This window comes from Treponema sp. R8-4-B8 (assembly GCF_054786175.1).
This window is the reverse complement of sequence record NZ_BDHE01000003.1, coordinates 16,951-30,831: the sequence shown is the minus strand read 5'-3', so window position 1 is coordinate 30,831 and position 13,881 is coordinate 16,951. Positions and strand designations below refer to the sequence as shown.

Annotated in this window: 10 protein-coding genes; 1 reads left to right on the top strand and 9 read right to left on the bottom strand. The window is 45.2% G+C overall.

Annotation, left to right across the window (positions count from 1 at the left end; translation table 11 throughout):
• Positions 1-8: 8 nt before the first annotated feature.
• On the top strand, positions 9-1,352 hold the full coding sequence (ffh, locus tag ACYVRA_RS00990) for a signal recognition particle protein (RefSeq protein ID WP_461250882.1): 1,344 nt from the start codon (positions 9-11) through the stop codon (positions 1,350-1,352).
• 222 nt (positions 1,353-1,574) lie between these two features.
• On the opposite strand, the gene ACYVRA_RS00985 is transcribed toward ffh, so the two are convergent.
• The 9 genes from ACYVRA_RS00985 to ACYVRA_RS00945 form a co-directional block, all read right to left on the bottom strand.
• On the bottom strand, positions 1,575-3,140 hold the full coding sequence (locus ACYVRA_RS00985) for a sialate O-acetylesterase (RefSeq protein WP_461250881.1): 1,566 nt from the start codon (positions 3,138-3,140) through the stop codon (positions 1,575-1,577).
• A 1-nt stretch (position 3,141) separates the two neighbouring features.
• Entirely contained in the window at positions 3,142-4,134 is a 993-nt protein-coding gene (locus ACYVRA_RS00980) for a glycoside hydrolase family 130 protein (RefSeq protein WP_461250880.1), read from the bottom strand.
• Between the two features lie 14 nt (positions 4,135-4,148).
• A complete protein-coding gene (locus tag ACYVRA_RS00975; RefSeq protein ID WP_461250879.1) occupies positions 4,149-5,615 on the bottom strand; it encodes an ABC transporter substrate-binding protein in 1,467 nt (488 codons plus the stop codon).
• Between the two features lie 65 nt (positions 5,616-5,680).
• Positions 5,681-7,027 carry an ABC transporter substrate-binding protein gene (locus tag ACYVRA_RS00970; protein ID WP_461250878.1) on the bottom strand — a complete coding sequence of 449 codons (1,347 nt, stop codon included), beginning with the start codon at positions 7,025-7,027 and terminating at the stop codon, positions 5,681-5,683.
• A gap of 110 nt (positions 7,028-7,137) precedes the next feature.
• Entirely contained in the window at positions 7,138-8,136 is a 999-nt protein-coding gene (locus ACYVRA_RS00965; protein WP_461250877.1) for a carbohydrate ABC transporter permease, read from the bottom strand.
• Complete coding sequence (locus ACYVRA_RS00960) at positions 8,129-9,055, bottom strand: carbohydrate ABC transporter permease (RefSeq protein ID WP_461250876.1); 927 nt, start codon at positions 9,053-9,055, stop codon at positions 8,129-8,131. Before ACYVRA_RS00960 ends, ACYVRA_RS00965 begins: the two co-directional genes overlap by 8 nt.
• The gene (locus ACYVRA_RS00955) at positions 9,055-11,595 is read right to left on the bottom strand and encodes a DUF5696 domain-containing protein (RefSeq protein WP_461250875.1); all 2,541 of its coding nucleotides are present in this window, start codon (positions 11,593-11,595) and stop codon (positions 9,055-9,057) included. Before ACYVRA_RS00955 ends, ACYVRA_RS00960 begins: the two co-directional genes overlap by 1 nt.
• Before the next feature lie 60 nt (positions 11,596-11,655).
• A complete protein-coding gene (locus ACYVRA_RS00950; protein WP_461250874.1) occupies positions 11,656-12,312 on the bottom strand; it encodes a YIP1 family protein in 657 nt (218 codons plus the stop codon).
• Complete coding sequence (locus ACYVRA_RS00945) at positions 12,309-13,877, bottom strand: hypothetical protein (RefSeq protein WP_461250873.1); 1,569 nt, start codon at positions 13,875-13,877, stop codon at positions 12,309-12,311. Before ACYVRA_RS00945 ends, ACYVRA_RS00950 begins: the two co-directional genes overlap by 4 nt.
• Between the last annotated feature and the right edge of the window lie 4 nt (positions 13,878-13,881).

Genomic DNA, 13,881 nt, shown 5'->3' with positions numbered 1-13,881 from the left:
GGTAAAAAATGTTTGAAAAATTATCCGGAAAAATTACCGACGCTCTTCGTTTTGTTACGGGCAAAGCGTCAATCAGCGAAAAAAATATTGAAGACGCGGTAGAAGCGATTAAAATGGCGCTTCTGGAAGCGGATGTAAACCTGCGCGTCGTGCGCCGTTTTGTAAACTCGACAATTGAAGAGGCAAAGGGAGAAAAAGTTTTACGCTCCGTAGATCCCGGCCAGCAATTTGTTAAAATTGTCCATGACAAATTGGTTTCCTTTCTTGGAGACGAAGACCCCGCAAGCCGCGCTTTAAAATTAAAAGGCCCCGATGTAATATCGACAATTTTAATGCTTGGTTTGCAAGGATCGGGAAAAACCACAAGCGCGGCTAAACTTGCCCTGCGTCTTAAAAAAGATGGGCGCAAACCCCTACTTGTAGCATGCGACTTAATCCGCCCCGCCGCGATTGAACAGCTTGCCGTACTCGGCGGACAAGTTGGAATCCCAGTTTATAAAGAAGACGGCGCAAAGGACAGCGTAAAAGTTTATCAAAACGCCTTGTCGTGGGCTAACAAAAACATGATCGATACCGTCATCATCGACACGACAGGCCGCCTGCAAATTGACGAACCGATGATGCAGGAGCTTTCCCGCCTAAAAAACGCCTCGGCTCCCGATGAAATGCTCCTTGTTGCCGACTCAATGACGGGACAAGCCGCCGCGGACATCGCAAAAACATTTGACGAAAAGGTAGGGCTTACCGGAGTAATCCTAAGCAAGTTCGACTCGGACACGCGCGGCGGCGCAGCGCTCTCGCTGAAAACGGTAACAGGAAAACCTTTAAAGTTCACGGGCACCGGAGAAAAACCCGAAGATTTTGAGCCGTTCCACCCAGAAAGAATAGCAGGCCGTATCCTCGGCATGGGCGACGTAGTCAGTCTTGTAGAAAAAGCCCAGGAAGTGATTGATCAGAAGGAAGCTTTAGAACTCCAGAAAAAAATGGAGAAAGAAAACTTCACTCTTGATGACTGGCTGAACCAAATCCGCTCCCTTAAAAAAATGGGCTCTCTGCAAAAAATGTTAGAGATGATTCCCGGTATGCAGGGACAGATAAGCGAAGATGACATTGATAAAGCTGAATTAAAAAGTCAGGAAGCGATACTAAGCTCCATGACTATTAAAGAGCGCAATAATCACTTGATTATCGGTCCGCCGCGAAGAAGCAGAATCGCCCGCGGTTCGGGAACATCTGTCGCAGAAGTGGCTAGATTGTTAAAAAAGTTTGAAAAAATGCGCGGCATGATGAAAAAAATGGCAAAAGGCGCAAGAGGCGGCTCAATGCCAAATATGCCGGGTATGTTCCAGTAGTGTATAATAATTAATTTTTTTAAGAAGACCTCTCGCAAAGGCGCAAAGACGCAAAGTTGTTGTTCGCAGGATCATCGTTTTTCCTTCAAGATTTGTAGTCAAAATTATATATCTTGATCAACAATGGACTGTCGGACATGAACTTTGCGCCTCTGCGCCTTTGCGCCTTTGCGAGTAAAATTTGGGAATAATGCCCTGTAAATATTTAATAATTACGGACTACTAACAATCAGAGGGTTCGTCTCTGTTTGTGCGGAAGGGCATCGCGGCTAGACCGTTTTGGGCGTATAACGGAGTGGGGCCGTACTTGTACCACGCGTACCGCGCTCTTTTGGGCTGTTGTACTTTTTCTGAACTTAAAATTACGCTGTCGCCTTCTATTTCTGCTTTCGCGGGATAGTATTTGCCTTGAGCGGCGGCTATTTCAAAACTTGTGGCAACATCATTTGTACTGCCCCGAAATTCAAGGCCGCAGTCAGCGTTATCAAAGTGAAGACGTAAAGCGCTACCCTGCTCTTCCAGCCAACTGAATACGGGAGCGTCGGCGTCAATGTCTTTACCATAAACTTTTTTTAGCGCTTGTAGGGCAAGACGGAGACCGACAGTTTGTTTGTCGTAGGGGTGAATATTGTCAAGCTCTCCGCAATCAATGATTATGGCAAGACCTGAATTTGCGATGTCAAGGGAAGCTAGATATTGGCTTTCCCTTAGCAAGCACCAATGGCGCGGGGGATTCCCGGAATCAATCTCCTGGCGCGAAGCGTACATGGTCAATTGAACAAATAAAAACGGAAGGCTGTTGTCGTTCCAGTCGCCGCGCCACTGTTCTACAAGGTAGTACATCATTTCGCGGTAGTCACAGGCGCGAAGATCGTCTTCCTCTCCCTGATAGTAAATAAAACCTTTTATAGTAAAAGGAGCGGTGCGCCGTATCATCGCGGTATGAAGATTTGTTGGGCGATAAGGGCTGGTTTTTCCCGCGGGCTGAGGCCACGGGCACTCGCCGCATTCCTTGTTCAGTACTTCCCAGCTTACATCAGGCTCTTTTTCCCTGCGGGCGCAGATACGCTCGTCCCACTGCCGCCATTGTTCAAAATAATCCGTCATTTCGGCATTGTACTGTTCGATGGTTTTATTGCCTATTTTTTGCGCGTAATCATCAATATAACGTTTGCCCGCCACGGTCTTGTTAAGCTGTTCTTCACTCATCCACGCACTGATTGACGTGCCGCCCCACGAACAATTTATTATACCGATGGGAATTTTAGTTTCTGCGTTAATTTTTCGCGCGAAGAAAAAAGCGGCGGCGCTGAGCATTGCAGACGTTTCGGGCGTACATTCCTTCCAGCAACATTTAGATTCTTCGCGAAAAAAGTCTTCGTCTACAACGGCGCGTTTAGTCACTTGATAAAAACGTATGTTGGGATTGGCGCAGGAGGCAAGTTCGGCTTTTCCGTTTTCGCAGTTTACAAGCTCCATTTCCATATTGCTCTGACCGCCGGCAAACCACACGTCGCCTGTTATTACATTTTTAAAACGTATCTCATCCCAGCTGTCGCTGAAGACCAACTCGCCTGTTAAACCGGCGGCAAGGGGCGGCAGCATAAGGCTCCATTCAGTACGATACACTGTGGCTGACGCGCGAACGCTATGTTCACCGCATTCCCAACGGACGCTGACAGTCCCTCTTTCATCTCCGCTACATCCCCAAATTCTAACCGGTTTTCCGCATTGTAAAACCATGTTATCGCCGAAGATCGGAACTGTCTGCAATGTCAACCGTACCATGTTACATCCGGTTCTTTTTTACCCAATCGACAATCTCGTCTATTTTTCCAAAGACGAGGCCTGTTACCGTATCCGCGCAACCGTAATAAATCGCCACCCTGCCTGAGTCTTTGTCAACAAGCGCGGCTACTGGGAAAGTTACGTTAGGCACGTCACCCGCCAATTCATAAATCTCACGCGGGTTGATGATATACGGTCTTGGCCGCGCTATAACCTTCCACGGCTTTTCAATATCCATCAATGCCGCGCTGAACGAATACACAAAGCCGTTACAGCTTGTCAGTACCCCATGATAAAAAACAAGCCAGCCTTCTGATGTTTCGATGGGGCAAGGCCCCGCGCCTACTTTTGTACTTTGCCATCCGCCTGACGGCGACATAACATGACGATGTTTGCCCCAGTAAACCAGATCGGGGCTTTCCGAATAGACAATATCTCCAAAGGGAGTATGCCCCGAATCGCTGGGACGGCTGTACATGGCGTAATTTTTTCCAATCTTGCGCGGAAAAAGGGCGCCGTTACGGTTGAATGGCATTACCACGTTTTCCATTTGATAAAATTTTTCAAAGTCATAAGTGTAACCCAGGCCGAGGCATGGGCCATGATAACCGTTACACCACATTATGTAATAACGGTCTTCTATAAAAATTACGCGGGGATCGTACTTGTAATCCGAGTCGGGGATTTCAGGATTATCCTTGATAAACTTTACAGGCTCATCTTCAATAACCCAATGAATACCGTCCTTACTGCGTCCCGCATGAATGTCCATGTGACGCGCAGTATCATCACAACGGAACACGCCGGCAAACTCTCCCTTAAACGGAACAACGGCGCTGTTAAAAATACTGTTGGACCGTAATGTTAAATCCCGTGGAATAATAGGGTTTTTAGAAAAGCGCCACATCAGTTCCTTTTTTGGATTGCTGTCAGACGGCCTGTCTTCCCAGGGAATGTTCGGCAGACTGTTTCCATTTACAATTATACTGCTCATATCTTTCTCCTTAATTATTTATTCGCGTCTTCTATTAACGCGTTCCATTGCTGGGAAACCGATTCAATAAGTTGGGCGGCTTCGCCGTCATGATACCAGATTTGCCATGCTATGTCGCCGCGGTTCAGCCCCGGAACATGCAAGTTGTATCTCCACCGCTGGAATTCCGGGTCGCGGATATATACCCATGTCTCGTCAATAGCGCGGGTATCCCTGTAAACTTGATACAGAGGCGCTTTCCAGTCATTATCAATCGGCGTATACCACGCCTGAACTGCCCACATAATAGCGTCTACTTGATCTTTTTTATATGTGGCGGGAACAACCATTACGTTTTCATCGGTAAATACAATATAACTTTTGGCTTTTGGACCTTTTGGCGGAAGAACCATTCCCCAGTCGTCTTTTATAGTAGAAAAATTATTTACGATATATTGCTGGTCAATACGCATTGCGACTTTACCGTCATTGAAAGCGGGAATATGCCAGTCCCATTTAGCGTTTGGCGGCTTTTCCATCATAACTTTTTCATCTCTTAACTTCATATAAAACTGTACCGCTTCTACAAACTCCGGCCTATTTGTCGCGTTGACAAGTTTTCCGGTTTTCGGATCTTTATCAACATATGTCGCTCCGTTACCGCCGACAAAAGCGTCCAGTATTTCAGTACTCAGATCGCTTGGCATGGCGTAAATATCAATTTTACCGTCGTTGTTTATGTCCCTTGTAAGCTTTTTGCAGATTTCAAGAAATGTATCCCATGTCCATTGGTTGTTTTTCTGCAAGTCATAAGGAAGGTTTGGATCAAGCCCCGCTTCCCTGAACAATCTCTTGTTCCAAACAATAATAGTGGCATGAAAGCTGCCGCCATATCCGGGCGTAAAAGCATATATTTTATTGTTAAAGGCAAATACGTCATTAACAGTTTTGTTCCAATCAACAATATTTGTTTTTCTAATATCTACCTGCCCGTTATCGCTTACTGGGTACAATAGACTTTGACGATACAAGGCAAACGCCCAATCCGGCTGTAATACCATAACTTGCGCCGCCGGTTTTCCAGCCATGATGGAAGTGGAAGAAATTTGTGACATTTGACTCCATGTCGCAATTTTTTTTTGCTTGATTTCAATGCCATTGTTATTTAAAAGCGCTTTCCTGTACTCAAGTAATTTTTCGTCATAATCGCTTTTCGGGACGATTGAATTAACATCGTATTCCTCCCACCAATTGCCAATGATAACACCGCCCATCGCTTTAATCGCTTTTACAACCGATGCGGGAGCCTTAGGAATTTTTGTCTGCCCGGATATTAGTTTTACATCAGAGTTAGACGTTTGTCCCGTATCAGAGCCTTCCGTACTCCGAGTGTTACAACGGGCAGCCGGTAAGATCATAACAAGTATCACCACAACAGCCAAAAAAGAAATCTTTTTTGGACTGATTGATGACGGTCCGCGTCCGTTTTTGATGATACTCATACTTATTCCTTAATGCGTTAAGAGGGAAAATATCCCCGGTAATGTAATTACCGGGGTTTAAAATATTATTTATTAGCTTCGGCTATTTTTGTGTTCCAGTCTTGAGAAACCGATTCAATTAACTGGGCGGGTTCGCCGTCATGGTACCACATATTCCATGCAATATCACCACGTTCAAGTCCGTTGATATAGGTATGGTATTTTATCATGGCAAGTTTCGGATCGCGGACAAGCACCAGGGTTTCGTCAACGGCGCGGGCATCACGGAAATAATTGTACTGTCCGGATTTCCAGTCGTCATCAGCGGGAGTATACCAGAGCGCCACTGCCCAAAGAATTTTTTCCACTTCCGCCGGCTTATATGTGGCGGGAATGACCATCAGGTTATCACGGCTAAACACTCGATATGTAGGAGATTTCGGCCCTTTGGGAAACAGCACCATGCCCCAGTCATCTTTCATTCTATTCAGTTCAACAGAATCACTGTTGGCTATATATGATTCATCAATCCGCATCGCGACTCTTCCGTCAATAAACTCTGATTTGTACCAATCCCAGTTGCTACCGTCCGGCCTGGGTTTTAAAACGCCTTCGGTTTTTAACCTGATTGCATACTGCAGGGCTTCCAAAAATTCCGGCCTGCCGGTGGCATTGACAAATTTACCCGTCTTGGGGTCTTTGTCTACATATTGGGCGCCGTTGCTGGAAATAATCGCGTCCAGTATTTCCGTTGAAAGGTCCGCGCACATAGCGTAGGTATCAACTTTGCCGTCGTTGTTTATATCCCGTGTCAGCTTTTTACAAATAGTAATAAACTCCGCCCAGGTCCATGTGCCAGCTTTCTGCATATTGTATGGGAGGTTGGGATCAAGGCCAGCTTCCCTGAACAGCCGTTTGTTAAAAAACAAGGCCTGGAAATTGTTCAGATTTATGCCTACAGAAAAGGCGTAAATTTTGCCGTCAAAGGTAAAGGAATTAATAGTAGGCTGGTTAAACTCTACCGGTAAATATCCCTTTCCAATCGGCTTTGGAGTTTTGATAGTGTTGGGTATCGGAGCAAGCAGACCACGCGCCCTCATCGCCATAGCCCAGTTTGGCTGAAGCATAAAAACCTGCGCTTCAGGTTTTCCGGTCATTGTGGATATAACCGCTTTCTGCTGCATTCCATTCCAGTCGGTAATGGCCTTTTCCCTGATGGTGACGCCGTATTCCTTCATTAATTTTTTACGCTGTTCAAGCGTTCTTTCAGCCGCGTCATTCTGCGGTCTTCTGGTATTAACGTCATAATCCGCCCACCAGTTGCCAATAATAATTTCCATGCCCTTTACGCTCGCCTTGTTCTGACCCCATGCGGGAAATGCCGCAATCAGCGCCAGCGCAGCCAGCGCTATAATCATCGTTCTTTTCAGCATTATATGCCTCCTAAAAATAAAATTTATCTCAAGCGGCCGCCGTAAAAACGGCATCCGCATTGAAACCATCCGGAGGTGACCATAAAAGCCAACCAGCTTTCGCAGTCACCTTACATCTTAATACCTGTCTGGCTCAATGACTCAACAAAGGCCTTTTGCGCCACCAGATACAACAATACAAGCGGGGCAAGGCATATCAGCATACCGGTGGCGATTATCGCCTGGGTATATCCCATCGGCGCAACCGTATAAACAGCGCCCGCGCTGCTGTTCATCGACATCCACCACGCGCCCAGCCTATCGGCAATCCCGCTTAAACCTACTGATAATATTTTATAGTTACTTAAAAACAATGTCGAGTAGAAAGAATCCGTCCACTGCCACACAAAGGAAAACAAAAAACAGGATGTGAGCATGGGCATCGCGTCTGGAAGCATTATCCTGATAAAAGTCTTGAATCTGCCGCAACCGTCCACCCACGCCGCTTCTTCAAGTTCTTTTGGCATTCCACGGAAATACTGCCTGAGCATAAAAATATACAATCCGCTTTTCAAGCCCATGCCAGTAGCGGAAAGCAGCCAATAACAGGCGGCGCTGTCCAACAGATTCGCCGGACTGCCCGTTATAAGCCGGATAAGGCCGAATATGTCAAAAAAACGGAAATTAAGATAGAGCGAAGCCATGATGGTCTGAGGCGGCACGACAATAATCAACATAACGCACATAAACCAGAAATTTTTCAGCGGAAATTTATAACGGGCAAAACCGTAACCCGCCATAGTACACGCGGAAACCTGTAAAACAGAACTGACCAGTATGATAATCATAGTTTGCAGCAGCGCGGGCCAAAACTCAAGCAACTCTCCCGCCAGCTTGTAATTCCACAGCGTAAAATGACGCGGGATGCTCACAACCGTACTGTCGTACAAATCCTGCTGTTCCATAAAACTGACGCTGAGTTTGTCCAACAACGGCTGCACGATAAGAAAGCACAGGCCAAAGAGCAGTACCGCGCGGCAGATTTTATACGCTATGTCAAGAATGGTTTTTTGAAGATGATATGAGCGGGATATGCCGCCCCAACCTTCGGTTTTATCATTGTTATTCATAGTAGTACACCCTTTTAGAAATCAACGACATCGCAATGCCAATGATTACAATAACGGTAAAAAAATACACCCACGCCATTGCGGTAGAAAAACCGTATTCCATACGCTGCATCATTGTTACCCGTATTTTTTCCATAACGCGATTATCAGTTCTGATAAAATAATCAACGACGCTGTAAACGACATTAACAAGTATCAAGGGACTGATCATTGGGAACGTTATTTTCCAGAAACACTCCCAGCTTGTCGCACCCTCAATTTTAGCCGCCTCAAACATACTGGGCGGAATTGTTTGCAGGGCGGAAAGGAAGATAATTATCTGTATGCCGGAAGCCATCGCTATATCGTAAATTTGATTAATGATTTGGAAAATATACGCCATAAAGTCGCTTGCGGCGCCTTCAGTAACGAGTATCTCCTCAAGCACGCCGGTAACGGACGATTTCATTAAATTGCCTTCTTTGATAATATCAGCCATGCTGCTTAAAAGGGTATTATTGGTCTCAAGCCCAATCATGATGCCGGAAGAAAGAATTACAGGCAGAAAGAAAATCGCCCGCACGACGCCCCTTGCCTTAAATTCCTGATTCAGTATGAGAGAGGCAAACAGACTGAAAATAATTACAGCGGGGACAATCAAGAGCATGCGTCCTATTTCTTCGACAAGCAGCCTGTTAAACTCAGGATCAATCATAAGAACGCGTTTTAAATTTTCCATACCGGAAAAATCCATCGAGAATCCGTTTTTAACAAGGTCGATATTAACGTCACTGAATACCATACGCAGAGATTCCAGAATCGGCAAAAACAGAAACGCCAAAAGGCCGAGCAGGAAGGGCAGAATAAACAGATAACCCGCGACAGCGTTCTTGCCTTCAAGCGTCAGGGAATATTTATCGTTCTTTTTTATTATATACATTATCTGCCCCTCCGTAGTACTTCGTAACTGTATGCGCTGATAACAACACCGTCATAATTAACGTCATTGTCCGTACTGTTTACTATAACGCGCCTTCCGTCTTCATATTCGGTAAGCGTCAATCCCGTAGATATAATGACATGATTGGTAATCGCCTGATCGTACAGTCCTGCAAAATCGATGGAAAATTTTTGATAAAGGGCGTTTGCGTCAGGCGCCCATTTGTCGTATTCGTTAGCATAAAATTGCCTGAACTTTGTTTCTTGCAGCACGGTAGTTTCTTCGGTCATAAAACTAAAGTACAGCCCTGCGCCGCTCTCAATGGTTTTAAGCAGATTTTTAGTGTAATCTTCGGCAAGGTTTATCGCCGGTCCAGAATACGGAACAAGTCCGTGAAGAACAATCTGATAAAATGGCACCGAAACGTCAGTAATGCCGAAACCTTGATCGTCGATAGCCATGTCAGTAATAAAACTTGCCCAAGGCGCGGCATAAGCGTAACCCGTATTCAACATAACGCCGGTTCCCTTACCCGATAATTCATTAAGTTTTTCCTGTCTCATCTTCATTGAAGCTTCTCTGCTGACAAGCCTCTTTTCATGGTAGTCGCCTGAAAGTTTCGCTCCCATGTTTCTGAACGCGATGTTACGCAGATTAAATTTCGCAGACTTACGCGAAAATTTGTCTATCAAGGACATCATATAGGCGGGGCGGGCAAGGTAACTGAGTTTGCCCCAGCGGATACGCTCTCCAAACCAGACAAAACTGAAAGGATATTTTTCTATCCGTTTACGGTTTATGTAGCGAGCCGCGTCGCGGTAAAGATCGAAACCGTCAAACGGTTTGACATTCCTAATAAAAAGAAAATCCGCTTCGGGAAAAATTTCATAGTCGTTTTTCTCCGCGGCGGATGTCATTTTTTTAAAGTCTTTTTTACTGCCAAGCTCGCCTATTAATTTAATTTTACCAGGTATTGAATGATCAACGCTGCGGTTAAACCAGCCGGTAAGTTTTATCCTCACATTTTTCCAGCCCCATTTGGCAAAGTCATTGATCATGCCTTCAGTTTCTTTATATGAGGTAAGTTTCAAAGGCAGATCAATCGGAATGCCAAACCGATGCTGAGTCTTATTCACCGCGCCGACAATCTCTATGGCGATTGGCACGCCGTTTTCCTTACTCCTACCCAAGGACGGATACTTACTCATAAGCCATGAACGGTATTCTTTCGCCATGCCAACATAACCGTCTTGAGCGCAGGGCGTATAACGCAGGGTGATACTTTCGCCGGCGGGCAGATTTCTTTCGTACAGGTATACCGACCTGTCAGAACGGCCTGAAATGTCCATTTTAGCGCCGTGGACTATGTTAAATTGGGGATATACATTGTTCCACGAGCTGTTACGGCCCGATATGTCGGCGCGCACTCCCGCATACGAAGCGCCATCTTCAATGACGCATAACATGGCGTTCCCGTTTTTCTGTATGCCAAATACGGGGAAAAGCGCCTTGTTGTCATTGATTATCGCGTCACGCGGCGCCGCCTCATCCCAGCCGTATACGTCGTTGTTATACGCTAATTGATTTTGCTTTTCATTGTTAAAATATATCAGCGCCCCGCTGCCGTCGGGAACAAGCAGGTAGCCTTTGTCATCGACTCCCCCGGCCCCCATATACGGCAGAAGGCTTAATTGGGTTATGGGATACGCTGACCGGTACGCTATTCTGTCAAAAGGCACATTAAGCACCAGTGATTTGCCGTCAAGCGTATAACGAAGCGTTATGTTAAACGCGGGTTTGTCCGCGCCTTCCGGCACAGAATAGAGGGAAGCGTCTTCAGAATAGTCATCGAATGTGTAGCCGGCCTGAGCGAAAAGTTCTTCCATTGTTTCCTTCATGTATTCCTGCGTATTATCGCGTATCACATACATTTTTGTCCGGCTGAGATCGGGGTAATTGGACAAGAGCTTTGCCTTATCGTCGCTTGAGCGCAGATTGTTAATGTCATAGAGACGGTAACTTGCTTCAACCTTGCGCCTGTCTTCAAGCTCCATTTGCTCTAAAAACGGCAACATTCTCTGTTCGGGCGCCGCCGGGGGAATGATATAACTGCGGGCAATATCGCCGATTGAATAACGCACTTCAAGCGTATTATCCGACAGGGAATAATCGTAAACACCTAACGCCACGCTGTTTAGGCTTGAATACAAAGTCATGCCAACTCCGGCGGCATCGGCGTATTCAAGAGAGAACTGGGAGCCTAAAAAATCTTTTGTCACAACGTCGGCAAGCGGGTCGTTCTCGGCATCTTTTGGATTGGAACGCCATTGCACGCCGGTTGCCTTATCCGTAAGAATTATTTCAGCGGTTTGCGGCAAAAAACGAAGATGCAAATATTCATTTTCAAGAACAAGCTCTTCCGTACTGCCGTCGTTTTCAAAAAGAGTAACAGTCCTCGCCCTTGACGCCTGCCTCCCGCAGGAACCAAAAGCAAAGAGAATGAATAAAACCATAAAAATTCCCGCAACTCTCCTCACCATTACCCCTAACTCCTCCCTAATCCCATCTTTTCTTCACTGCTCATTTCTCACTGCTCACTGTTATAGTACCCTAAAAAGTATTTCCTTATACAAGGATATAAAGTAAGCGACAGCGTCGCTGACAAGACTGAAGAAAATTACAAATATAAAAACCATTATTCCCATTCCAACTATGGTAAGCAAACTGGAACCGATTGTCTTCGCCAATGAATAATCGTGAACCATCATCATACCGGCAAGGATCAGTATGCCTGTCCATATGGCGGAAAAACCCGCAAGCACCCAGTAAACCGCTCCTTCGTCAAAAGTAATTATTTGGCTTAACACTATCATAACCGCATTGATGATCACATAAGGCGTAAGCGCGTAACAAACGGCCATATAAATTTCAAACATTCGACCCTTGCCGTCCATAAGAGTCGTAAGACTCCAGTTTGCTACAGTCCATAACCCGACAGGCAATAAAATTCGCAGGGCGACAATGACAGAGTTAAAGTATTCCATGTTAATTGAAACAAACTGGAAATTTGTCAATGTAAGGCGAAGAACTTCCACCACGACGGCAAGAGCGATTATAATATTTGCCGCGGCGATAGAACCGCGCTTTTCATGAGTTAAATCCCAAAAACCGTCAAGCGGGTGGGTGCATACATAAAGCGAGTATTTAAGCGTTTTTCCCAAACGCGTCCACCATTCTTTATCGTTAAGGTATTTCATGCTTCCTTAATCTCCTTGACGGTTTTAATTGAGAATCTGATAACAGGCGGCAGAAGAACCGCAATTCCTATAATTAAAAGTATCCACCAGAGGTTTTCTTCCATCCATTGTTTGCGGTACAACTGGAAAGCTTTTCCGTAACCTTCGCGGTAATGTTTTAACTTATAATACTTCATGGCTTTTTGAAATTCTTTTTCCCTAAGCGCCGCCCGCCCAATTCCAATGTAAGCCAAATCATAATTTCCGTTCATTTTTAAAACTTCTTCCCAAACTACCGCTGATGACTCATAATGGCCGGCTTTGTATTCATTTAACGCTTCGTTAATTAACGCTCCATAACCGGTAAGCTCAAAGCGGGTAAGGGTGGCTGCTCTTGAATCAAGGGCATATAAAGAGTATCCCATTTTTTCAATAGCGGTTGGCTGTAGAAATGAGCCTTCACGGTTGCCGACTCCGCCAAAAGCGTATAACAGGTTTCCCTGAAAATCATACATAAAAATACGCCCGCGCGCCCTGTCAAAACAAGCGTAAGAATCGTTATCAAAAGCCACTACGTCTATAAAACGTGAACGGCCTGATATGCCTCCCGCGTTACCTACCGCTAAATCGCCTACAGGATCTTCATAACCGTTACGGATTAAAATATCCTGCCCCATCGCGTTAAGCCGCCTGACAGGATCTGTCTGCCCCATAGAATTGGTAACATAAATAAATCCGTCCCTATCTATGGCGACATTGCTGTACTCTGTCGGAATGAAAAGGTCCATGCGCTCTTTTTGCGCCTGAGTAGAAAGAAGCTTCCATATATAATCAATTGGATTAACTGTTACCTTATTCGCGCCCATATAACCGGAAAATTCCCAACGGCTGTCAAACTCCATAAGCCCTTTGTTAATGTTACGCGCCTGAATAAAAACGCGGTTCGCGAAATCAACGACAAGTTTTACAGGAAGAAATTCCGTAAGCTCCCCGATGCTCTCATCATCAGGTTTGTCAATCGTATGAATATATTTCCAGTTATTATCAAGCACAAGCACGCGTCTATTATTAGTGTCCGCGATATAAAGATTACCGTCCCTGTTTTCAAAAATATCCATAGGATAATTAAACGGCGATTCCTCCCCGTTAATGATTACGGAAGAAACATTCGCTTTTACGGTATGCTTGCCCTTTTCATCAACTTCAATTTTTAAAATCCGGTTATTGCCCGAATCGCAAACATAAATGCGGTTATCTCTGATAAATAACCCCTGAGGATCCCTAAAATGGCCAACTTCCAAATCAGTTCCAAGGATATAGTCGCTCACACGGTACGCGTCGGGCGAAGAAACTTGCTCCAGCCAATAGTCATAATTGTAGGTGTAGTTGGTGGGATCGGCGTGGAGTGATAGTACGGGGGTAAATAACATAAGGGCGAGTAGGAAGAGTGAGCAATTAGCAATGAGCAATGAGAAATGAGAAATGAGGAATGAAGAATTAGGAATGAACAATGAGGAATGAGCAGTGAGCAGTGAGGAATTAGGAGAATGTTTTTTATATTTAAAAATTAATTTAACTTTTTTCATTTGT

What these genes read in the sequence shown, in the direction of transcription:
- ffh (WP_461250882.1), top strand. Translation starts at nt 9, where the DNA reads ATGTTTGAAAAATTATCCGGAAAAATTACCGACGCTCTTCGTTTTGTT.
- ACYVRA_RS00985 (WP_461250881.1), bottom strand. Translation starts at nt 3,140, where the DNA reads ATGGTACGGTTGACATTGCAGACAGTTCCGATCTTCGGCGATAACATG.
- ACYVRA_RS00980 (WP_461250880.1), bottom strand. Translation starts at nt 4,134, where the DNA reads ATGAGCAGTATAATTGTAAATGGAAACAGTCTGCCGAACATTCCCTGG.
- ACYVRA_RS00975 (WP_461250879.1), bottom strand. Translation starts at nt 5,615, where the DNA reads ATGAGTATCATCAAAAACGGACGCGGACCGTCATCAATCAGTCCAAAA.
- ACYVRA_RS00970 (WP_461250878.1), bottom strand. Translation starts at nt 7,027, where the DNA reads ATGCTGAAAAGAACGATGATTATAGCGCTGGCTGCGCTGGCGCTGATT.
- ACYVRA_RS00965 (WP_461250877.1), bottom strand. Translation starts at nt 8,136, where the DNA reads ATGAATAACAATGATAAAACCGAAGGTTGGGGCGGCATATCCCGCTCA.
- ACYVRA_RS00960 (WP_461250876.1), bottom strand. Translation starts at nt 9,055, where the DNA reads ATGTATATAATAAAAAAGAACGATAAATATTCCCTGACGCTTGAAGGC.
- ACYVRA_RS00955 (WP_461250875.1), bottom strand. Translation starts at nt 11,595, where the DNA reads ATGGTGAGGAGAGTTGCGGGAATTTTTATGGTTTTATTCATTCTCTTT.
- ACYVRA_RS00950 (WP_461250874.1), bottom strand. Translation starts at nt 12,312, where the DNA reads ATGAAATACCTTAACGATAAAGAATGGTGGACGCGTTTGGGAAAAACG.
- ACYVRA_RS00945 (WP_461250873.1), bottom strand. Translation starts at nt 13,877, where the DNA reads ATGAAAAAAGTTAAATTAATTTTTAAATATAAAAAACATTCTCCTAAT.